At 68.0% G+C, this 17,355-nt stretch carries 15 protein-coding genes; 12 read left to right on the top strand and 3 right to left on the bottom strand.

Annotation, left to right across the window (positions count from 1 at the left end; all coding sequences use genetic code 11):
* The first annotated feature begins 57 nt into the window (after positions 1-57).
* Complete coding sequence (ilvC, locus tag ACZF5Y_RS10735) at positions 58-1,074, top strand: ketol-acid reductoisomerase (RefSeq protein ID WP_370726595.1); 1,017 nt, start codon at positions 58-60, stop codon at positions 1,072-1,074.
* A gap of 94 nt (positions 1,075-1,168) precedes the next feature.
* Here ilvC and hrpB read toward each other — a convergent pair whose 3' ends face one another.
* Positions 1,169-3,790, bottom strand: a complete 2,622-nt coding sequence (hrpB, locus tag ACZF5Y_RS10730) for an ATP-dependent helicase HrpB (protein WP_497532644.1) — start codon at positions 3,788-3,790, stop codon at positions 1,169-1,171.
* 45 nt (positions 3,791-3,835) lie between these two features.
* Positions 3,836-4,741: a hypothetical protein gene (locus tag ACZF5Y_RS10725; RefSeq protein WP_497532643.1), complete on the bottom strand. Its 906-nt coding sequence runs from the start codon at positions 4,739-4,741 to the stop codon at positions 3,836-3,838.
* A gap of 95 nt (positions 4,742-4,836) precedes the next feature.
* On the opposite strand from ACZF5Y_RS10725, the gene ACZF5Y_RS10720 reads away from it, so the two are divergent.
* From ACZF5Y_RS10720 to serA, 3 genes are all read left to right on the top strand, one after another.
* Positions 4,837-5,427 carry a hypothetical protein gene (locus tag ACZF5Y_RS10720; RefSeq protein WP_497532642.1) on the top strand — a complete coding sequence of 197 codons (591 nt, stop codon included), beginning with the start codon at positions 4,837-4,839 and terminating at the stop codon, positions 5,425-5,427.
* A 3-nt stretch (positions 5,428-5,430) separates the two neighbouring features.
* Positions 5,431-5,751: a hypothetical protein gene (locus tag ACZF5Y_RS10715; protein ID WP_497532641.1), complete on the top strand. Its 321-nt coding sequence runs from the start codon at positions 5,431-5,433 to the stop codon at positions 5,749-5,751.
* Positions 5,752-5,839: 88 nt separating this feature from the next.
* Positions 5,840-7,432 carry a phosphoglycerate dehydrogenase gene (gene serA / locus ACZF5Y_RS10710; RefSeq protein ID WP_497532640.1) on the top strand — a complete coding sequence of 531 codons (1,593 nt, stop codon included), beginning with the start codon at positions 5,840-5,842 and terminating at the stop codon, positions 7,430-7,432.
* Positions 7,433-7,521: 89 nt separating this feature from the next.
* Here serA and ACZF5Y_RS10705 read toward each other — a convergent pair whose 3' ends face one another.
* The gene (locus ACZF5Y_RS10705) at positions 7,522-8,187 is read right to left on the bottom strand and encodes a FadR/GntR family transcriptional regulator (RefSeq protein ID WP_497532639.1); all 666 of its coding nucleotides are present in this window, start codon (positions 8,185-8,187) and stop codon (positions 7,522-7,524) included.
* A gap of 174 nt (positions 8,188-8,361) precedes the next feature.
* Between ACZF5Y_RS10705 and ACZF5Y_RS10700 the strand changes: the two genes are divergently transcribed.
* From ACZF5Y_RS10700 to ACZF5Y_RS10665, 8 genes are all read left to right on the top strand, one after another.
* Positions 8,362-9,849: an amino acid permease gene (locus ACZF5Y_RS10700; RefSeq protein ID WP_497532638.1), complete on the top strand. Its 1,488-nt coding sequence runs from the start codon at positions 8,362-8,364 to the stop codon at positions 9,847-9,849.
* The gene (locus tag ACZF5Y_RS10695; RefSeq protein ID WP_497532637.1) at positions 9,846-10,904 is read left to right on the top strand and encodes an asparaginase domain-containing protein; all 1,059 of its coding nucleotides are present in this window, start codon (positions 9,846-9,848) and stop codon (positions 10,902-10,904) included. The genes ACZF5Y_RS10700 and ACZF5Y_RS10695 overlap by 4 nt, the downstream gene beginning before the upstream one ends.
* Positions 10,905-11,137: 233 nt before the next feature.
* Complete coding sequence (locus ACZF5Y_RS10690; RefSeq protein WP_497532636.1) at positions 11,138-13,402, top strand: polyribonucleotide nucleotidyltransferase; 2,265 nt, start codon at positions 11,138-11,140, stop codon at positions 13,400-13,402.
* Positions 13,403-13,529: 127 nt separating this feature from the next.
* A complete protein-coding gene (locus tag ACZF5Y_RS10685) occupies positions 13,530-14,024 on the top strand; it encodes a thioredoxin family protein (RefSeq protein WP_497532635.1) in 495 nt (164 codons plus the stop codon).
* A complete protein-coding gene (locus ACZF5Y_RS10680; protein WP_497532634.1) occupies positions 14,021-14,542 on the top strand; it encodes a DUF4395 family protein in 522 nt (173 codons plus the stop codon). Before ACZF5Y_RS10685 ends, ACZF5Y_RS10680 begins: the two co-directional genes overlap by 4 nt.
* A 62-nt stretch (positions 14,543-14,604) precedes the next feature.
* Complete coding sequence (locus ACZF5Y_RS10675; protein ID WP_497532633.1) at positions 14,605-15,999, top strand: M16 family metallopeptidase; 1,395 nt, start codon at positions 14,605-14,607, stop codon at positions 15,997-15,999.
* A gap of 46 nt (positions 16,000-16,045) precedes the next feature.
* Positions 16,046-16,804, top strand: coding sequence for a 4-hydroxy-tetrahydrodipicolinate reductase (gene dapB / locus ACZF5Y_RS10670; RefSeq protein WP_497532632.1), 759 nt, complete (start codon positions 16,046-16,048; stop codon positions 16,802-16,804).
* A complete protein-coding gene (locus ACZF5Y_RS10665; protein ID WP_497532631.1) occupies positions 16,801-17,259 on the top strand; it encodes a tetratricopeptide repeat protein in 459 nt (152 codons plus the stop codon). Before dapB ends, ACZF5Y_RS10665 begins: the two co-directional genes overlap by 4 nt.
* Positions 17,260-17,355 lie beyond the last annotated feature (96 nt).

Raw genomic sequence — 17,355 nt, 5'->3', positions numbered from 1 at the left:
TTCCGCTGCAGTACCCGTAACGAATCACCAAACGAAGGAGAGTCCCAAGTGGCTGAGATGTACTACGACGCCGACGCAGATCTGTCGATCATCCAGGGCAAGAAGGTCGCCGTTGTCGGCTACGGTTCGCAGGGTCACGCCCACGCGAAGAACCTGCGCGACTCCGGTGTCGAGGTCGTCATCGCGCTCAAGGAGGGCTCGAAGTCCACCGCCAAGGCCGAAGAGGCCGGGTTCGAGGTCAAGAACGTGGCCGACGCCGCGGCATGGGCCGACCTCATCATGATCCTCGCACCGGATCAGCACCAGCGCAGCATCTTCAACGAGTCGATCAAGGACCAGCTGACCGAGGGCAAGACCATCGCCTTCGCCCACGGCTTCAACATCCGCTTCGGCTACATCGAGGCACCGGCGGGCGTTGACGTCATCCTCGTCGCTCCGAAGGCCCCGGGTCACACCGTGCGCCGCGAGTTCGAGGCCGGCCGTGGCATCCCCGACATCATCGCCGTTGAGTCGGATGCGTCGGGCACCGCGTGGGAGACTGCGAAGTCGTACGCGAAGGCGATCGGCGGCACCCGAGCCGGCGTCATCAAGACCACCTTCACCGAGGAGACCGAGACCGATCTCTTCGGCGAGCAGTCGGTGCTCTGCGGTGGCACCAGCCACCTCGTGCAGTACGGCTTCGAGGTGCTGACCGAAGCCGGTTACCAGCCCGAGATCGCCTACTTCGAGGTGCTGCACGAGCTGAAGCTCATCGTCGACCTCATGTGGGAAGGCGGCATCGCCAAGCAGCGCTGGTCGATCTCCGACACCGCCGAGTTCGGCGATTACGTGTCGGGCCCCCGCGTCATCGGCCCGGAGGTCAAGGAGCGCATGCAGGAGGTGCTCGCAGACATCCAGTCGGGGGCCTTCGCCAAGCGCTTCATCGATGATCAGGACAACGGCGCCGTCGAGTTCGCCGAGCTGCGCAAGAAGGAGGAGTCGCACCCGATCGAGAAGACCGGTGCCGAGCTCCGCAAGCTCTTCGCATGGCAGGCGCAGGACGAGGATTACGTCGAGGGCTCTGCCGCTCGCTAACCCGCGTCACACGCAGTGAACGCCCGTCGGGAATCTCCCGGCGGGCGTTCCGCATTTCTGCGGCGGCGTCGCGGGCCGCGGCAGGCGAGGCCGGTTACCCGGAGGCGCGTTTCGTGCGTGCCGTCGCGCGCGCCGTCCACGGATCCTCGGGCCACGGGTGCTTCGGGTAACGCCCGCGCATCTCCTTGCGCACCTGCTGGTACGGCCCGTTCCAAAACGACTCGAGGTCATCGGTGACGGCGAGCGGTCGGCGTGCGGGGGAGAGGAGGTGGAAGAGCACCGGCACCCGGCCATCGACGAGCCGCGGGGTCTGCGCGAGGCCGAAGAGCTCCTGCAGTTTGACCGCGATGACCGGACGATCACCATCCCCGGCATCGTGGCCCGAAGCGGAAGCAGGGTAGTCGATGCGTGCGGTGTTGCCCGACGGTACTTCGAGGCGTTCGGGCACGAGCGCGTCGAGGCGCGCGGCGTCGGGCCAGGGCAGCAAACGTCGCAGTGCGGGGGTGAGATCGAGCCGATCGAGCGCCGCCCGAGGGCTGAGTCGTTCGAGATCCGGGCCGAGCCAGTCGTCGAGGCCGGCGAGAAGCGCTGCATCGTCGACCGCCGGCCATGGCGCACCCAGTTCGCGGTGCAGCAGTGCAAGGCGATGACGCAGCGATGCGGCACCGTCGCTCCAGGTGAGCGCCTGCATCCCGGAGGTCCGCACTAGCGCGGTGATCGCCGGGCGCGTATCGGCGGGACCTGCGGCAACCGGTGTCTCGGCGAGCAGGATCGCGCCCAGATGCCGTTCCTCTCGCACCTGAACCCGACCGTCCGCAATCGTCGCGGTGCGTCGGTCGCTGCGGAGGCTCGCGCCGAGACGCAGTGCAGTCGCGTGGTCGAGGGGTGCGGCAAGCCGAATCACGGCCCCGGTTCCGTCGGCGGCCCGCCCGGCGGCGCGCTGCACGTCGTGCACTGCGATCCATTCGCTGCCGAAGAGCGTGCTGCCCTCGGGAATCGCCGCGCGGGTGCCGCTCGCGAAGTGATACACGCGCGACGCAGGAGCGACGCGGCGGGCGATCCATTCGGGTCGCGCGAGCGCGAGCAGGGCTCCGGGCGAGAGAGAACCGCGAGACGCTGCGGCGAGGACGTCGTCGTCGCCCGGTGCACCCGCAGGCTGCGTCGCGATCTCGCGCAGACGCGCGGATTCGCGGCGCCACCGATCGGCGCCGACGGCCCGCCCGGTGCGCAGCTCACGGAGCAACACCGTCAGGTCGGCACCCGCTTCGCGGGAGTCGCCGGTGAACGCCGCCACGATCTCCGCAGCAGCTCGCGCGCCGCCGGCTTCTGTGCGGCCGGCGAGCAGGGCGCGAGCAGCGCGCGCCCCGACGGGCATTTGCGCGACGGTGAGGCCGTTCGCCGTGACTCTGCCGTCCGCATCGACGAGGCCAAGGGTGCGCAAGACCGTTTCGGCTTCATGCATGGCAGCGGGCGGCGGTGCCGTGGGCAACCGAAGCCCGTCGCCGCGCGGTGTGCCCCACGCGGCGAGCATCAGCGCGGCATCGGTGAGGTCGGCCGCGGCGATCTCGGGCGGTGCGCTCGCGGGCATGCGCGCGAAGTCAGACTCGGCATAGGCGCGGATGACCTGGCCCGGGCCGAGTCGAGCTGCGCGCCCTCCGCGCTGTTCAGCGCTGGCGCGTGAGGCGCTGACCGTGACGAGGCCGGTCATGGCGCGGGATTGGTCGCGGCGCACTTCGCGAGCGAGTCCGGCATCGATGACGAGTCGCACCCCCGGTACGGTGAGCGAGCTCTCGGCGAGCGAGGTACTCACCACGATGCGCGCGGGCTCCCTCCCCGTTCGGCCCCGCACGGCGCGGTCTTGCTCACGTGCGGGGAGCTGTCCGTGCAGGGGAAGTACGTCGATGTCGTGCGGCGTGCCCGGAGCATTGAGCCGCGCGCGCAGCAGCCGCACCGTCTCATCGACCTCGCGCACGCCGGGCACGAAGACGAGGGCGTCATGCCCGGCGCGGCGCTGCGCATCGATGGAAATGTCGGCGAGGTGAGCGAGAAATGCGCGCGAGACGCCACGGTCGTCGAGTCGTGGCCCAGGTGCCGGGGCGTAGTCGATGCGGAGCGGGTGCAGTGCGCTCGCGATGTCAACGACTGCGGCGGCAGACTCCTGCCCATCCGCTCCGCTGAGCAGTACGGCGAACCGCTCCGCCTCGAGCGTGGCCGACATGGCGATCACGATAAGGTCGTCTCGGAGCGCACGTGCCTCGGCGATCATGCCGAGCAGGAGGTCGCCCTCGAGCGATCGCTCATGCACCTCATCGAGGATCACCGCACCGACACCCGGCAGGTCGGGGTCGCGCAGCAGGCGGCGCAGCAGCACACCGGGGGTGAGCGCCTCGATGCGATCGTCGCGGCCGACCAGACGCTGCCCGCGCACGGTGAAACCGACCGCGTCGCCGACGGGGGAGCCGTCGAGTTCGGCGATGCGTGCGGCAGCCGCACGAACGGCGACGCGACGGGGCTGCGTGAGCAGCACGCGCGTGGCAGCGCCGCCGCGCTCAAGCAGCAGGTTCGCGACGAGAGGCGGCACGTACGTCGACTTGCCCGTGCCGGGAGGTGCAGTGATCACCGCTGCGCCTGAGAGCGTCGCTGCGCGTATCTCATCATGCGCGTCGGCGACGGTGAGCCCGGAGCCGATGGCCGGGAGGTCAAAGCGATGCGGCATGCGCTCCAGTCTAGGAGCGCATGCCGCATGGCCGAGCGGTGGAGACTACTCCGCGGGCGTCTCGGTGGGCTCGTCAGTCGAGGAATCGGTCGAGTCGTCGGCCGCGGGGGCCTCTTCGAGCACGGCGACATCGCCCGCCAGCGCTGACTCGACGGCGTCGACCTGTTCCTGCGTGTAGCCGCAGTAGTTCACGGCCTCGCGCTGCCAGTAGCTGACGAGCCGGTCTTTGCCGGCCTCGTGCGCAGCCGCGACGGCGCCCTGGTAGATCTGACCGTCGTTCGATTCCTTGTTGACGTCGGGCACCGCATCGCAGACGTGGAAGACCGAGCCGCCCTTGACCCAGAAGACCTCGTCTGCGCCGGTGAGCTGTTCGACGATGTTCGTCTCGGCGGCGTACTGCTCTTGCGACGGAGACTCGAACGACGCGCCGAAGAAGCCGGCGACGAGCAGCACGACAACGCCGATGCCACCGGCGAGCGCCTTCTGCTTGCCGTCGAGATTCTTGTTCGTGAAGATCAGGATGATCAACGGCAGGAACGCGATGATCGCGATGATCGCGCCGAGCTGGTTCTGCACGAAGAAACGAACGGTGTCACGCTTCGATGCCGGGTCGAGGCGGTTCGCTTGCTTCCACAGCAACGAACCGACCACTGAGAGCACACCGGTGACCACGATCGCGCCGATGAGCAGCAGCATGTTGACGGGAACCTGCTTGAGCACCCAGAAGATCGCGAAGATCTCGATGGCGATGGCAAGCACCCACAGCCCGGCCGCGATCCAGCGGAACTTCGTCGCCTTCGCATTGGATTCCGGTGTCGGAGTCCAGACTGGCTCGTCGGGTGCGCCGGCTTCGGAGGCTCGTGCACCGCCAGCGGGGGCAGTGCGCGATGCCGCCGGAGTCTTGGGCGACTCGACGCGGACGACCTTTTTCTTCTTCGGCGTTTCGGCCATGCTGTTCCCCCCGGGAAGTCGAATACGGCTCCCAGCATATCCATAAGGTCCTCGCTCCCGGCAGTCTCAAAGACATCGGGAGTTACCCTGTAAAGATGAAGCAGAAGCCGGGCCGCGCGTCGCGGGAGTCGCGGGCACGGGATGCTCGAGAGAGCACGCTGGCCAGCGGGTGGACCGTTGAAGGGGAGCGGAGTGCCGACGCACCCGATGTGGCAGGCGACCGCCACGCAGTGGAGTCCAGTGATTCCGGATCGCCAGTCCCCGCGATCGCTCCGCCAGACGCGGCCGCCGTCGACTCGACGGCCAGCCGCGAACTCACGGAGGAGACGCCCGGCGATGCCCTCGACGACGTGGCAGACGCGGCCGAACCCCGAGCGCAGATCTCGAACGGTGCACTGGTCGTGCTGGGCGTGTTCGGTGGGCTCTACTTGCTGTACACCTGGGGATGGTTCATCGTGGCGCAGGCCTATTCCGCGGTGAATGCGGTCACTGCGGCCGGGAGCGGCGTCATCGGCGGCGTGCTGCAGCAGATCGTCTTCTGGGCGGCACCGATGGCGGCGCCCCTGTGGTTCTTCACCGCACTCGCGCTCAGCCGCGGTGGCAAGACGAAGCGTCTGGCGATCCTGCTCGTCGTCGGCGCAGTGGTGCTGCTGCCTTTGCCCATGCTCATCGCGAGAGGGGCCTGATCCGTGCTCACACGCATTCTTTCGTGGATCGGCGGGCTGCTGCTCGCGCTCCTGTACTTCTACGCAGTCGTCACGGGAATCGGCAACTTCGTCGGCTTTGTGGGTCTCAGCGGTGCGCTCGACACCGACCTCAGCGCGCTCGGCCGCGTCTGGTTGATCGTCGGCATCGCCTTTCCGCTGATCGTGTTCGTGCTCGCGCTGCTCGCCGGGCGCCGCCGCAGCGCGGGAGTGCGCATCCTACTGCTCGCCGCGGGCCTCGCCCTCGTCGCGGCGTGGCAGATCGACATCATGCACGTCATTCCCGAGTCGTCATATTTCGCGTAGCCGCGGGTCGTCACGAGTGCGCCGCTAGACTGGTGGCCTGCGTGCTCCGCACGCATCGTCCTCGTTATCAACCCGAAGGATCTGCTTGATGTCTGCGCCGGTCGTGCTGATCGCCGAACAACTCTCGCCCGCCACCATCGCCGCACTCGGCCCCGACTTCGAGGTGGTGCACGTCGACGGCACCGATCGCGACGCGCTGCGTTCGGCGCTCGGTTCGGCTGATGCAGTGCTCGTCCGGTCTGCCACGCAGATCGATGCCGAGGCGCTCGGGTGGGCCCCGAAGCTCAAGGTGATCGCTCGCGCCGGAGTGGGGCTCGACAACGTGGACATCAAGGCGGCCACGCAGGCCGGTGTCATGGTCGTCAACGCACCGACCTCGAACATCATCAGCGCCGCCGAACTCACCGTGGCGCACATTCTGGGTCTCGCGCGCCACTTACCGCGCGCCCACGCGTCGCTGTCGGCGGGGGAGTGGAAGCGCTCCTCCTTTACCGGCATCGAGCTCTACGAGAAGACCATCGGCATCATCGGCCTCGGCCGCATCGGTGCACTCATCGCCGAGCGACTGCGCGGGTTCGGGGTCGAGCTCATCGCGTTCGATCCGTACGTGACCGCGGCCCGCGCGCAACAGCTCGGCGTGCAGCTCGTCTCGCTCGACGAACTCATCAGCCGCGTCGACTTCCTCACCATCCACATGCCCCGCACGCCCGAAACGCTCGGCATGATCGGTGCTGAGCAGCTGCGCGCGATGAAGAACACCGCGTACGTCGTCAATGTCGCTCGTGGCGGCCTCATCGACGAAGACGCACTCGCCGAGGCGCTCGCGAACGGTGAGATCGCCGGCGCTGCGCTCGATGTGTTCGTCAGCGAGCCCCCCGCCGACACGCGGCTCACGGGCCTGCCGAACGTCAACGTGACCCCGCACCTCGGTGCGTCGACTGATGAGGCGCAAGAGAAGGCCGGCGTATCGGTCGCAAAGTCCGTGCGTCTCGCGCTCGCGGGCGACCTGGTGCCCGACGCGGTCAACGTCGCGGGTGGCGTCATCGACGAGTACGTGCGCCCCGGCCTCCCGCTCACCGAGAAGCTCGGGCAGGTGTTCGCCGGTCTTGCCGACGGTGCGATCGCATCGGTCGATATCGAGGTGCACGGCGAACTCGCCGAGCACAAGGTCGAGGCCCTGCGTCTGGCCGCGCTCAAGGGCATCTTCTCGAAGATCGTGAGTGATCCGGTGTCATACGTCAACGCGCCGTTGCTCGCGGAGCAGCGCAATATCGAAGTGCGATTCAGCGTCGACGCGGTGTCCGAGAGCTACCGCAACGTCATCACGTTGCGCGGCGGGCTCACCGACGGCACCGCGATCTCGGTTTCGGGCACGCTCACCGGCCCGAAGCAGGTCGAGAAGATCGTCGAGATCAACGGCTACGAGGTCGAGTTGCCCATTCCCGAGCACCTCATCGTCTTCAGCTACACGGACCGCCCCGGCATCGTCGCAACCTACGGCGGCGTGCTGGGTGAGGCGGGCGTCAACATCGCCGGCCTGCAGATCGCCCGCGATGAAAAGCAGGGCACGGCACTGTCGGTGCTCTCGATCGATGCCCCGGTCGAAGAAGCGATCATCGTCGCGCTGCGCGGTGCGATCGGCGCCGAGAGCCTGCACACGATCGACATCGACGCGCTCTAACTCGTCGACTCCGATGCCGGCGGTTCCCGCAACGGGAGCCGCCGGCATCGCTGTGTGCGGCGCAGACGAATGCGCGCGGGTCGGCGCGCTCAGCGGCCGGCGCGAATCGCCGAGGCGACCGCGTCGATGTGGTGCAGTGCGGCGCGCTCGGCCTCGAGCCGATCGCCCGATTCGATTGCCGCGAAGATCTCGGCGTGCTCGACATCGGAGGTGTGCTGACGCGCTTGGGTGATGTTCAGGAACTCTGACTGCAGGTCGAGCGAGCGGCGCATCGAGGCGGTGATGCTCAGCAGCACGGAGTTGTGGCTCGCCTCGGCGACGAGCGTGTGGAAGTCGCGGTCGAGCCGCACCCATTCGTGCAGCACCGAGGTGTCGCGCATGCGAGCCAGCAGACGGCGCATCGCGTCGAGTTCTTCGGTGGTGCGGCGTTCGGCGGCGTGGCCGGCGGTCGGCACCTCGACGTGGATGCGCGCTTCCATCAGGTGATCCGGATCGAACCCACCGAACTCTGAGACGCCCGATGGCGTCTTCGACAGCACGTAGGTGCCGCTGCCGCTGCGCGTCTCAGTGAGCCCGAGCGTCGCGCACGCATGCAGCGCCTCACGCACCACGGAGCGGCTCACGCCGAATTGCTTGGCCAGCGCGAGCTCGCCCGGAAGCCGGTCGCCCACGGCGAGCGCGTGATCGTCGATGAGTCCCCGAATGGCGCTGAATGCGGCTTCGGTCGCGCTGACGCGCTGAACGGGGGAGTGCATGTTGGGGGAACCTTTCGGGAGCGCGTCTCGGTCTCCCTGGCGGAGTGGTCGGCGTCGGCGCAGATCTACTCGAATAAGGATATTGAGATTCTGTCGGATTCGGGTAATCTGTCTGACAGCCGGACAGATATGCGCACAGGAGCGCCACCGAGCGACAGAGAAGGGTCTCGACTCATGAACGAAGAAGTTCTTCCGCCCCACGCGGCGTCGGGCGAAGCCGTCGACGCGGGCGATAGCGGGTATCACCGCGGTCTCAAGCGCCGACACCTCACCATGATCGCGATCGGCGGCTCGATCGGTACGGGCCTCTTTCTCGGCGCCAGTGGCCGAATGGAGATCGCCGGGCCGTCGCTCGCGTTCGTCTACATCATCTGCGGCATCTTCGCGTTCCTCGTCGTGCGAGCGCTCGGCGAACTCGTGATGTATCGCCCCTCCTCGGGGGCGTTCGTCTCGTACGCACGCGAGTTCATGGGGGAGAAGGGCGCCTACACCGTGGGGTGGCTCTACTTCCTGAACTGGTCGACGACGGTCATCGCCGACATCACCGCGGTCGCGCTGTATCTGCACTTCTGGGCGGTCTTCGTGCCCGTGCCCCAGTGGTTGCTCGCGCTGATCGCGCTCGCGATCGTCTTCGCGATGAACGTCGCCTCCGTGAAGCTCTTCGGCGAGATGGAGTACTGGTTCGCGATCATCAAGGTCGGTGCGATCGTCATCTTCGGCCTGATCGGCATCTATCTCGTCGTCACGCAGACCCCGGTCGATGGGCACACTCCGGGCTTCTCACTCATCACCGACAACGGCGGCTTCTTCCCGAACGGGATCGGGGCGATGTTCGTGATCGCGCTCGGCGTGGTGTTCGCGTTCGGCGGCACCGAGATGGTGGGCGTCGCTGCGGGCGAATCGGAGAACCCGCGCGCGGCGATCCCGAAGGCCGTCAACTCGATCATGTGGCGCATCATTCTCTTCTACGCGGGTTCGGTGATCCTCTTCACCTTGCTGCTGCCGTGGAATGCGTACTCGGGCAGCGAGAGCCCCTTCGTCACCGTGATGAACTCGATCGGCATTCCGTACGCGGGCGACATCATGAACGTCGTAGTGCTGACCGCGGCGATGTCGAGCCTCAATGCTGGCCTCTACGCCACGGGTCGCACGCTGCGCTCGATGGCGGTCGCGGGGACCGCGCCGGCGTTCGCGAAGCGCCTCAACTCCGCGGGCGCACCCTACGGCGGCATCATGATCACCGCGGCGATCGGTGTGGCCGGTGTCGGGCTCAACTTCATCGTGCCGGCGCGCGCCTTCGACATCGTGCTGAACCTCGCGGGTATCGGCATCGTCGGCACGTGGGCCGCGATCATGATCTGCCACTGGCTCTACGTGCGCCGCACCCAGCGCACCGGGGAAAGCCGCCCCACGTACCGGTTACCGTTCGCGCCGATCACCAATACCGTGACGCTGATCTTCCTCGTCGGCATCGTCGTGCTGATGGCGCTCGACGCCGCCGTGGGGCAGATCACACTGCTCGTGTTCCTCGGGGTCGTCGTGCTGATGGTGCTCGGCTGGTTCGTCGTGCGTCGCCGCATCAATGCGGCCGCCTTCACCTCGGCATTCGCGATTCCGGAGGCCGCGCTCGACGCCGACGATGCGGATCGCGACGTTCGATGATGACGGGTGACGAGCAGCGCCGACTGCTGGTGGTGTACTGCGGGGGCACGTTCGGCATGCGCGAATCGGGCCACGGGCTCGCGGCGCAGACCGAGTTCGGCGCTGAACTCGCCGCGCTCGTGCGCGAAGCGGAGCGGGTGATCGGGCGAACGGTCGTGTGGGAGCTCGCCGAGCCGGCTGAGATCATCGACAGTGCGGAGGCGGGCCACGGCACCGCACTCGAAATCGCCGATATCGTGCGCGAACGTGCGGTCGCGGCTGCGGTTGCGGGATCGCCGCTGGTCGGTGCGCTCGTCGTGCACGGCACGGACACGCTGGCGCACAGCGCGGCGCAGGCGGCCTTCGCCTGCGCCGATCTCGCACTGCCGATCGTCTTCACGGGGGCGCAGCATCCGCTCGGCACAGCCGGCGGTGACGCGGGCACCAACTTCGTGAACGCGTTTGCGGAAGCGACCGCGGGCGGCGCTGCGGGAGTGCGCATCGTGTTCGGGGGGCGGTCGCTTCCAGCCGTGCGCGCCGTGAAGCGATCGAGCGAGGCCGACGAGGCGTTCGACGCGCGCCGTCCGCTCGGCGAGGGGGCGAAGCTCCCGGATCGCGCGGCGGCAGCACTTGCCGGCGCCGCGCGATCGGCAGCGCCGCGGGTCGGCATGCTGAGCGCGGTCCCCGGTCTGCCACCGAAACTTCTCGAAGCGGCGATCGATGCGTTTCCTGATGGGCTCGTGCTCGAGTGCTACGGCGCTGGCACTGCGCCGTTCTCGGGGGAACGGGCGCGCGAGGTGCTGCACGCGGCTCGGGAGCGCGGTGTGCCGATCCTGGCGATCACCCGATGCGATGACGGTGCCGTCGACTTGCAGAGGTACGCGGTCGGGTCCGTGCTCGCCGATGCCGGGGTCATCGGCGGAGCCGATCTCACCGCGGAGGCCGCGATTGCCAAGCTGCGCGCGCTCGTGCGGGCGGGCTTTTCCGGTGCGCAGCTGCGCGCGTTGCTCGGAGAGAATCTGATCGGCGAGCAGCGCCCCGCCGCAGCGGGTGAATCGGGCCCCGACTTCCGCTGAATCTCGGGGCTTCTCCGGGCGCGAATGCTACGCTGGTGGGGCGGGCAATCGCCCGCAGCAACGAAGAATCGAGCACGTCGGCAGGCGGGCTGGTCTTCGGTGGTGGATCCCTCTGAATCCGAGCATGGTTGCAGGGTGGTCGTCTACTGAACATCAGCTCCCGCGCACGCCGCACACCAGGTGCGTCCTCTCCGGGACTGCCGGCCGCGTGCTCTCGTGAGTAAGGAGAACCCGTGGAGGGTCCTGAAATCAAGTTCGCCGAGGCCGTTCTCGACAACGGCAAGTTCGGCAAGCGCACCATTCGGTTCGAGACCGGTCGTCTCGCACAGCAGGCTCAGGGCGCCGTCGCGGCCTACCTCGATGAGGAGACGATGCTCCTCTCGGCCACCAGCGCATCGAAGCAGCCGAAGGATCACTTCGACTTCTTCCCGCTGACCATCGACGTCGAAGAGCGCTCGTACGCCGCGGGCAAGATCCCCGGCTCGTTCTTCCGTCGTGAAGGCCGCCCCTCGACCGAGGCGATCCTGGTCTGCCGTCTGATCGACCGCCCGCTGCGCCCCTCCTTCGTGAGCGGTCTGCGCAACGAGGTCCAGGTCGTCATCACCGTGCTTTCGATCGCACCGGGTGAGTTCTACGATGCTCTCGCGATCAACGCGGCTTCGGCATCGACCCAGATCTCGGGGCTGCCGTTCTCCGGTCCGATCGCTGGTGTGCGCCTCGCGCTCATCGGTGACCAGTGGGTCGCGTTCCCGAACGTGGAGCAGCTCAAGGATGCCGTGTTCGACCTGGTCGTCGCCGGCCGCGTCGTCACCGACGCGCAGGGCAACGAAGACGTCGCGATCATGATGGTCGAGGCCGAAGCCACGGAGCAGAGCTGGGAGCTCATCCGCGGTGGCGCGACCAAGCCCAACGAGGCCGTCGTCGCCGAGGGCCTCGATGCGGCGAAGCCGTTCATCGCGCAGCTCGTCAAGGCGCAGTCGGAGCTCGCCGCGCAGTCGGCGAAGGAGATCGCTGACTACCCGGTCTTCCTGCCCTACACCGACGAGGTGCTCGCAGCGGTCGACGCCCTCGCTCGCACCGAGCTTGCACCGATCTACCAGATCGCCGACAAGCTCGAGCGTCAGGACGCCGATGACGCCCTCAAGGCTCGCGTCAAGGAGGCCATCGCGGCCAAGGTCGAGGCCGGGGAGCTCCCCGCATCGGCCAACGCTGAGGTTTCGGCCGCCTACAAGTCGGTCACCAAGGACATCGTGCGCAGCCGCGTGCTCACCGAGGGCGTCCGCATGGACGGCCGCGGCACGAGCGACATTCGCGCGCTCGACGCCGAGGTTCAGGTCATCCCGCGCGTGCACGGTTCGGCCATCTTCCAGCGCGGCGAGACCCAGATCCTGGGCGTCACCACGCTGAACATGCTCAAGATGGAGCAGCAGATCGATTCGCTGTCGCCGATCACGAGCAAGCGCTACCTGCACCACTACAACTTCCCGCCGTACTCGACCGGTGAGACCGGTCGCGTCGGCTCGCCGAAGCGTCGCGAGATCGGGCACGGCTTCCTCGCCGAGCGCGCACTCGTGCCGGTGCTGCCAAGCCGCGAGGAGTTCCCCTACGCCATCCGCCAGGTCTCCGAGGCGCTGGGTTCGAACGGCTCGACCTCGATGGGCTCCGTCTGCGCTTCGACGCTGTCGCTGCTCAACGCCGGTGTGCCGCTGCGCGCACCCGTTGCCGGCATCGCCATGGGCCTGGTCTCCGACCAGGTCGACGGCGAGACTCGTTACGCTGCCCTCACCGACATCCTCGGTGCGGAAGATGCGCTCGGCGATATGGACTTCAAGGTCGCCGGTACTTCGGAGTTCATCACCGCGATCCAGCTCGACACCAAGCTCGACGGCCTTCCGGCCTCCGTGCTGAAGGGTGCGCTGACTCAGGCTCACGAGGCTCGCCTCACGATCCTGGGCGTGCTGAACCAGGCGATCGACGTCCCCGACGAGATGGCTCCGACCGCGCCTCGCGTGATCACGGTGAACATCCCGGTCGACAAGATCGGTGAGCTCATCGGCCCCAAGGGCAAGACGATCAACGGCATCCAGGACGAGACCGGCGCCGACATCTCGATCGACGACGACGGCACCGTCTACATCGGCGCCACCGATGGCCCCGCGGCCGAGGCTGCGCGTGCGCAGGTCAACGCGATCGCCAACCCGCAGAACCCCGAGGTCGGCGAGCAGTACCTCGGTACCGTCGTGAAGAACGCCGCCTTCGGCGCCTTCGTGTCGTTGCTCCCGGGCAAGGACGGCCTGCTGCACATCTCCGAGGTGCGCAAGCTCGCCGGTGGCAAGCGCATCGAGAGCGTGGACGACGTGCTCTCGGTCGGCCAGAAGATCCTCGTGAAGATCACGAAGGTCGACGACCGCGGCAAGCTGTCGCTCGAGCCCGTCATCGACGAGGCTCCGGCGGAGGCAGCAGCCGAGGCTTCGGAAGAGGCTCCGGCTGCCGAGTAATCTCGACGCCTGAACGACAGCGCCCGCCGATTCGTCTTGCACGGATCGGCGGGCGCTGTCGTGTGTGTCGGCCTGTTTCGTCATTTGGGCACCGATCAATGCATTCGGGTGCATAATGGGTCACATTATGCAAGCGAATGTAGTGATTGTCGCCCTCGCGGCGCTCGTCGTCGCGTCCCTCGGTCTCGGGTGGGTGCTGCACCTGACCCGCACGCGCGTGCGCACGCCCAGGGCCGCGCATCCGGAACGCCTGCGACCCGAGGTCATCGGCGCACCGGGCGGGGAGCCGGTTCGGTTCGGGGAGCGGCTCACGCTCGTGCAGTTCAGCACCGAGACGTGCGCGCGCTGCCCAGCGACGGCGCGCACGCTGAGCCGCGCCGCCGAGTCGCACACCGGCGTGGCGCACGTCGAAGTGGACGTCACCAATCGCGATGACCTGATCTCGCGCTTCAACATTCTTCGCACGCCGACGGTGCTGATTCTCGACGATGCCGGGCGCCTGCGCACTCGCGTATCCGGCCCGATCAGTGCAGCGCAGGCGACGCAGTTGGTCGATCTCGCCCTCGCACCCGAACGCGACGCCCAGACCGAGGCGCGCCTGCTCGAACGGAGTTACGTATGACGATCACAGCTGCTCCTCCGGTGCTCGCACGCGGCCAGGTCGATCCGCGGGGTCCGCGCTTCGCCGCGGCGATCACTGCGACACTGCTGTTCATCGCGGTCGCCCTGTCGCTTGCGACGGGTTCCTCTGTCGACCCGACCGAATTGGCGCAGCGGACTCCGATCGCACGATTGCTCGAACCGGGTGCGCTGTTGCTGCTCGTGCTGTTCGCGCTCTTCGTGTGGGGGGCCGCGGCGGGCGTGCGCCGACACCCATTCGGGCTCCTGTTCGCCGTGGCGATCCGACCACGCCTCGCGCCGCCCGCCGAGCTCGAAGCCGCGGCGCCGCCGACCTTCGCGCAGGGGGTAGGCGCATTCGTCACGGGAGCCGGGTTGCTGCTGCACGTGCTCGGCGTACCGTGGGCCCTGCCGATCGCGGCCGCAGCGGCATTCATCGCCGCATTCCTGAACGCGGCATTCGCATTCTGCCTGGGCTGCGAACTCTACCTGCTGCTGCGGCGCGCGCGGGTGATTCGCTGAATCAGTTTCGCGACGAATGGTGCAGGATCGCTGCGTCCCGTTGAGGCCCTAGGCTGAGGGGCATGCGTGCACCCATTCAGCTTCCCCTCGACCAGGCAGAACTCACCGCAGATCTGAGCGGGGGCCTCGTGCGGCGCACCGTGCACCCCAGTGGACTGCGCGTGCTCACCGAGCGCATGCCCGGGGCACGCAGCGCATCGATCGGATTCTGGGTCGGGGTCGGGTCTCGTGACGAGCAGGCCGAGCGCGGGGATGCCCCGGGCAGCCTGGGGTCGACGCACTTCCTGGAACACCTCTTGTTCAAGGGCACCCCGTCGCGCGACGCGTACACGATCGCGACGGAGTTCGACCGCATCGGCGCCGAGCACAACGCGCTGACAGCCAAGGAATACACCTGCTACTACGCGAAGGTGCGTGACGCCGACCTCGAGGTGGCTGTCACCATGCTCTCCGATATGGTCGCGAACTCGGTGGTCGACGCCGATGAGTTCGAGACCGAGCGCGGGGTGATTCTCGAAGAGCTGGCGATGGCCGCCGACGACCTGGCCGACGTCGCGAATGAGCGCTTCTTCGAGGCCGTGCTCGGTGCACAGCACCCGCTCGGTCGACCGATCGGGGGGTGGCCGCAGACGATCCAAGAGGCGCGTCGCGACGACGTCGATCGGCACTACCGAGACCGGTACGATCCGTCGACGCTCGTCGTCACGGCGGCCGGTGCGGTCGATCATGATGCGCTGGTCGCGCAGGTGGTCGCCGCGCTGGATGCCTCAACGGAAGAGCGGTGGCACACCGACCGTGCGGGGGCGCCCGTGCGCCGACTGCAGCGCGCGGATACCGACTTCGCCGAAGCGACATCGCTCGACGCAGCGCAGGCCGCCGAGCCACGTGTGCAGATCACCGAGCGACCCTCCGAGCAGCTCAATCTCCTCATCGGCACGCACGGATTCAGCGCGAACGATCCGCGCCGCTTTGCGTTCGGCATCATGAACTCGGTGCTCGGCGGCGGCATGTCGAGTCGACTCTTCCAGGAGATTCGCGAGAAGCGGGGGCTGGCCTACACGGCCTACTCGTTCGGCGCGAGCTACTCCGACGCGGGCCTCTTCGCCATGTATGCCGGATGCGCTCCGCAGAAGGCGGCAGAGGTCATCGAACTGAGCCGCCTCGAACTGCGCGCCCTCGCGGATCGCGGCATTACCGCCGACGAACACGAGCGCGCGCTCGGCCAGATCGCCGGATCAACCGCGCTGGCGCTCGAGGATTCGGATACACGTATGGGGCGACTCGCGCGCGCGGAACTCGGCAGCGGGGAGCTGTTCGATCTGGACGCGTCGCTGGAGCGCTTCGCCGCGGTCACGCTCGACGATATCCGCGACGTGGCGGCGCAGCTTGCCGCGCGACCGCTCACGGTGGTCGCGGTGGGAGACGCGTCGCGATCTACCATCACGGAGCACGCCTGAGCCCGGCCAGTCCGGGCATGCGGTCGGTGCCCGGTAGCCTGGACGCATGACGCATCGTGTAGCCGTTTCGGGTTCGACGGGCCGCCTGGGCCGCCTCGTGTGCGAGGTGGTCGAGGAGCACCCCGATTTCGAGCTGGTCGCACGCCTGCGCAGCTCGTCGGCGCCCGAAGAAGGTGCTGACGCCGACATTCTGATCGACGTCAGCCGGCCCGACGCGTCCCCCGACATCGTGTCGCGTGCGCTCGCGCGGGGGCAGCAGATCATCGTCGGCACCAGCGGCTGGTCATCGGATCGCCTGGCCGAGCTCGAAGCCGGGCTCGCCGAGCAACCGGATCGCGGAGTGATCATCGTGCCGAACTTCTCGCTCGGTTCGGTGCTCGGCACTGCGCTCGCACGCATCGCCGCCCCCTACTTCGACGCGGTAGAGATCATCGAGGCGCACCACCCCGGCAAAGTGGATTCGCCGAGCGGCACGGCAGTGCGCACTGCGGAACTGATGGCCGAGGCCCGCGCGGGTCGACCGGTCGATGCGCCGTTCGCCGAGCAGCCGGCGCGCGGCGAACTCGTCGCGGGCATCCCGGTGCACAGTCTGCGGCTCGCCGGGGTCGTCGCCAAGCAGGAGGTGCGCTTCGGCGGGCCTGGGGAAGTGCTGACGGTAACCCACGACACGCACTCGAACGAGGCCTATCGCGCGGGCGTGCGAGCCGCGTTGGAGGCGATCGTCGCGGCGCGCGGCCTCACGGTCGGGCTCGATGCCCTGCTCGGGCTCGGCGCCATCGGCGCGCGCTCGGAGGGTGCAGCATGAGCGGGCGCACCCGCGCCATCGTCGGCGTCACGATCATGAGCGCCGTGCTGGTGCTCTACTTTGTGTTCGTCGGCATCCGCGCGATCGCGCTGCTCGGTTCCGGAGAGATTGTTGCGATCGTGATGGGTGCGGCGATGCTCGTGCTGCCGCTCATCGGCGCGTGGGCGCTGCTCCGCGAAATACGCTTCGGCAGCTCGGCGACGCGTCTGGCGGATCGGCTGGAGGACGAGGGGGCGCTGCCCGAAGAGCCGGTCGCCACCCATCCGTCCGGTCGGCCGGAGCGTGCCGATGCCGACGCGGCGTTCCCGCGCTACCGCGACGCCGTCGAAGCCGCGCCCGAGTCGTGGCGCGACTGGATGCGTCTCGGAATTGTCTACGACGCGTGCGGGGATCGGAAGCGCGCGAGGGGTGCGATTCGTCAAGCAATCGCGCTTGAACGACAGGATCTTCGGTGAGGTCCTCCACCGTTTCGTGAATCACTATCCACCTGCATAGACTCGATGCCCGGGCCGCCACGTCCGGATCATTCTGGAGCGAGCAATGATGCCCCG

This window comes from Leucobacter sp. WKLB1, from assembly GCF_059696215.1.
Note: the sequence above shows the minus strand (reverse complement) of the source record. Positions and strands in the feature narration are given on the sequence as shown.

Excerpts from the sequence above, each read along its gene's own strand:
- ilvC (WP_370726595.1), top strand. The coding sequence starts at position 58 with ATGTACTACGACGCCGACGCAGATCTGTCGATCATCCAGGGCAAGAAG.
- hrpB (WP_497532644.1), bottom strand. The coding sequence starts at position 3,790 with ATGCCGCATCGCTTTGACCTCCCGGCCATCGGCTCCGGGCTCACCGTC.
- ACZF5Y_RS10725 (WP_497532643.1), bottom strand. The coding sequence starts at position 4,741 with ATGGCCGAAACGCCGAAGAAGAAAAAGGTCGTCCGCGTCGAGTCGCCC.
- ACZF5Y_RS10720 (WP_497532642.1), top strand. The coding sequence starts at position 4,837 with ATGAAGCAGAAGCCGGGCCGCGCGTCGCGGGAGTCGCGGGCACGGGAT.
- serA (WP_497532640.1), top strand. The coding sequence starts at position 5,840 with ATGTCTGCGCCGGTCGTGCTGATCGCCGAACAACTCTCGCCCGCCACC.
- ACZF5Y_RS10705 (WP_497532639.1), bottom strand. The coding sequence starts at position 8,187 with ATGCACTCCCCCGTTCAGCGCGTCAGCGCGACCGAAGCCGCATTCAGC.
- ACZF5Y_RS10700 (WP_497532638.1), top strand. The coding sequence starts at position 8,362 with ATGAACGAAGAAGTTCTTCCGCCCCACGCGGCGTCGGGCGAAGCCGTC.
- ACZF5Y_RS10695 (WP_497532637.1), top strand. The coding sequence starts at position 9,846 with ATGATGACGGGTGACGAGCAGCGCCGACTGCTGGTGGTGTACTGCGGG.
- ACZF5Y_RS10685 (WP_497532635.1), top strand. The coding sequence starts at position 13,530 with ATGCAAGCGAATGTAGTGATTGTCGCCCTCGCGGCGCTCGTCGTCGCG.
- ACZF5Y_RS10680 (WP_497532634.1), top strand. The coding sequence starts at position 14,021 with ATGACGATCACAGCTGCTCCTCCGGTGCTCGCACGCGGCCAGGTCGAT.
- ACZF5Y_RS10675 (WP_497532633.1), top strand. The coding sequence starts at position 14,605 with ATGCGTGCACCCATTCAGCTTCCCCTCGACCAGGCAGAACTCACCGCA.
- dapB (WP_497532632.1), top strand. The coding sequence starts at position 16,046 with ATGACGCATCGTGTAGCCGTTTCGGGTTCGACGGGCCGCCTGGGCCGC.
- ACZF5Y_RS10665 (WP_497532631.1), top strand. The coding sequence starts at position 16,801 with ATGAGCGGGCGCACCCGCGCCATCGTCGGCGTCACGATCATGAGCGCC.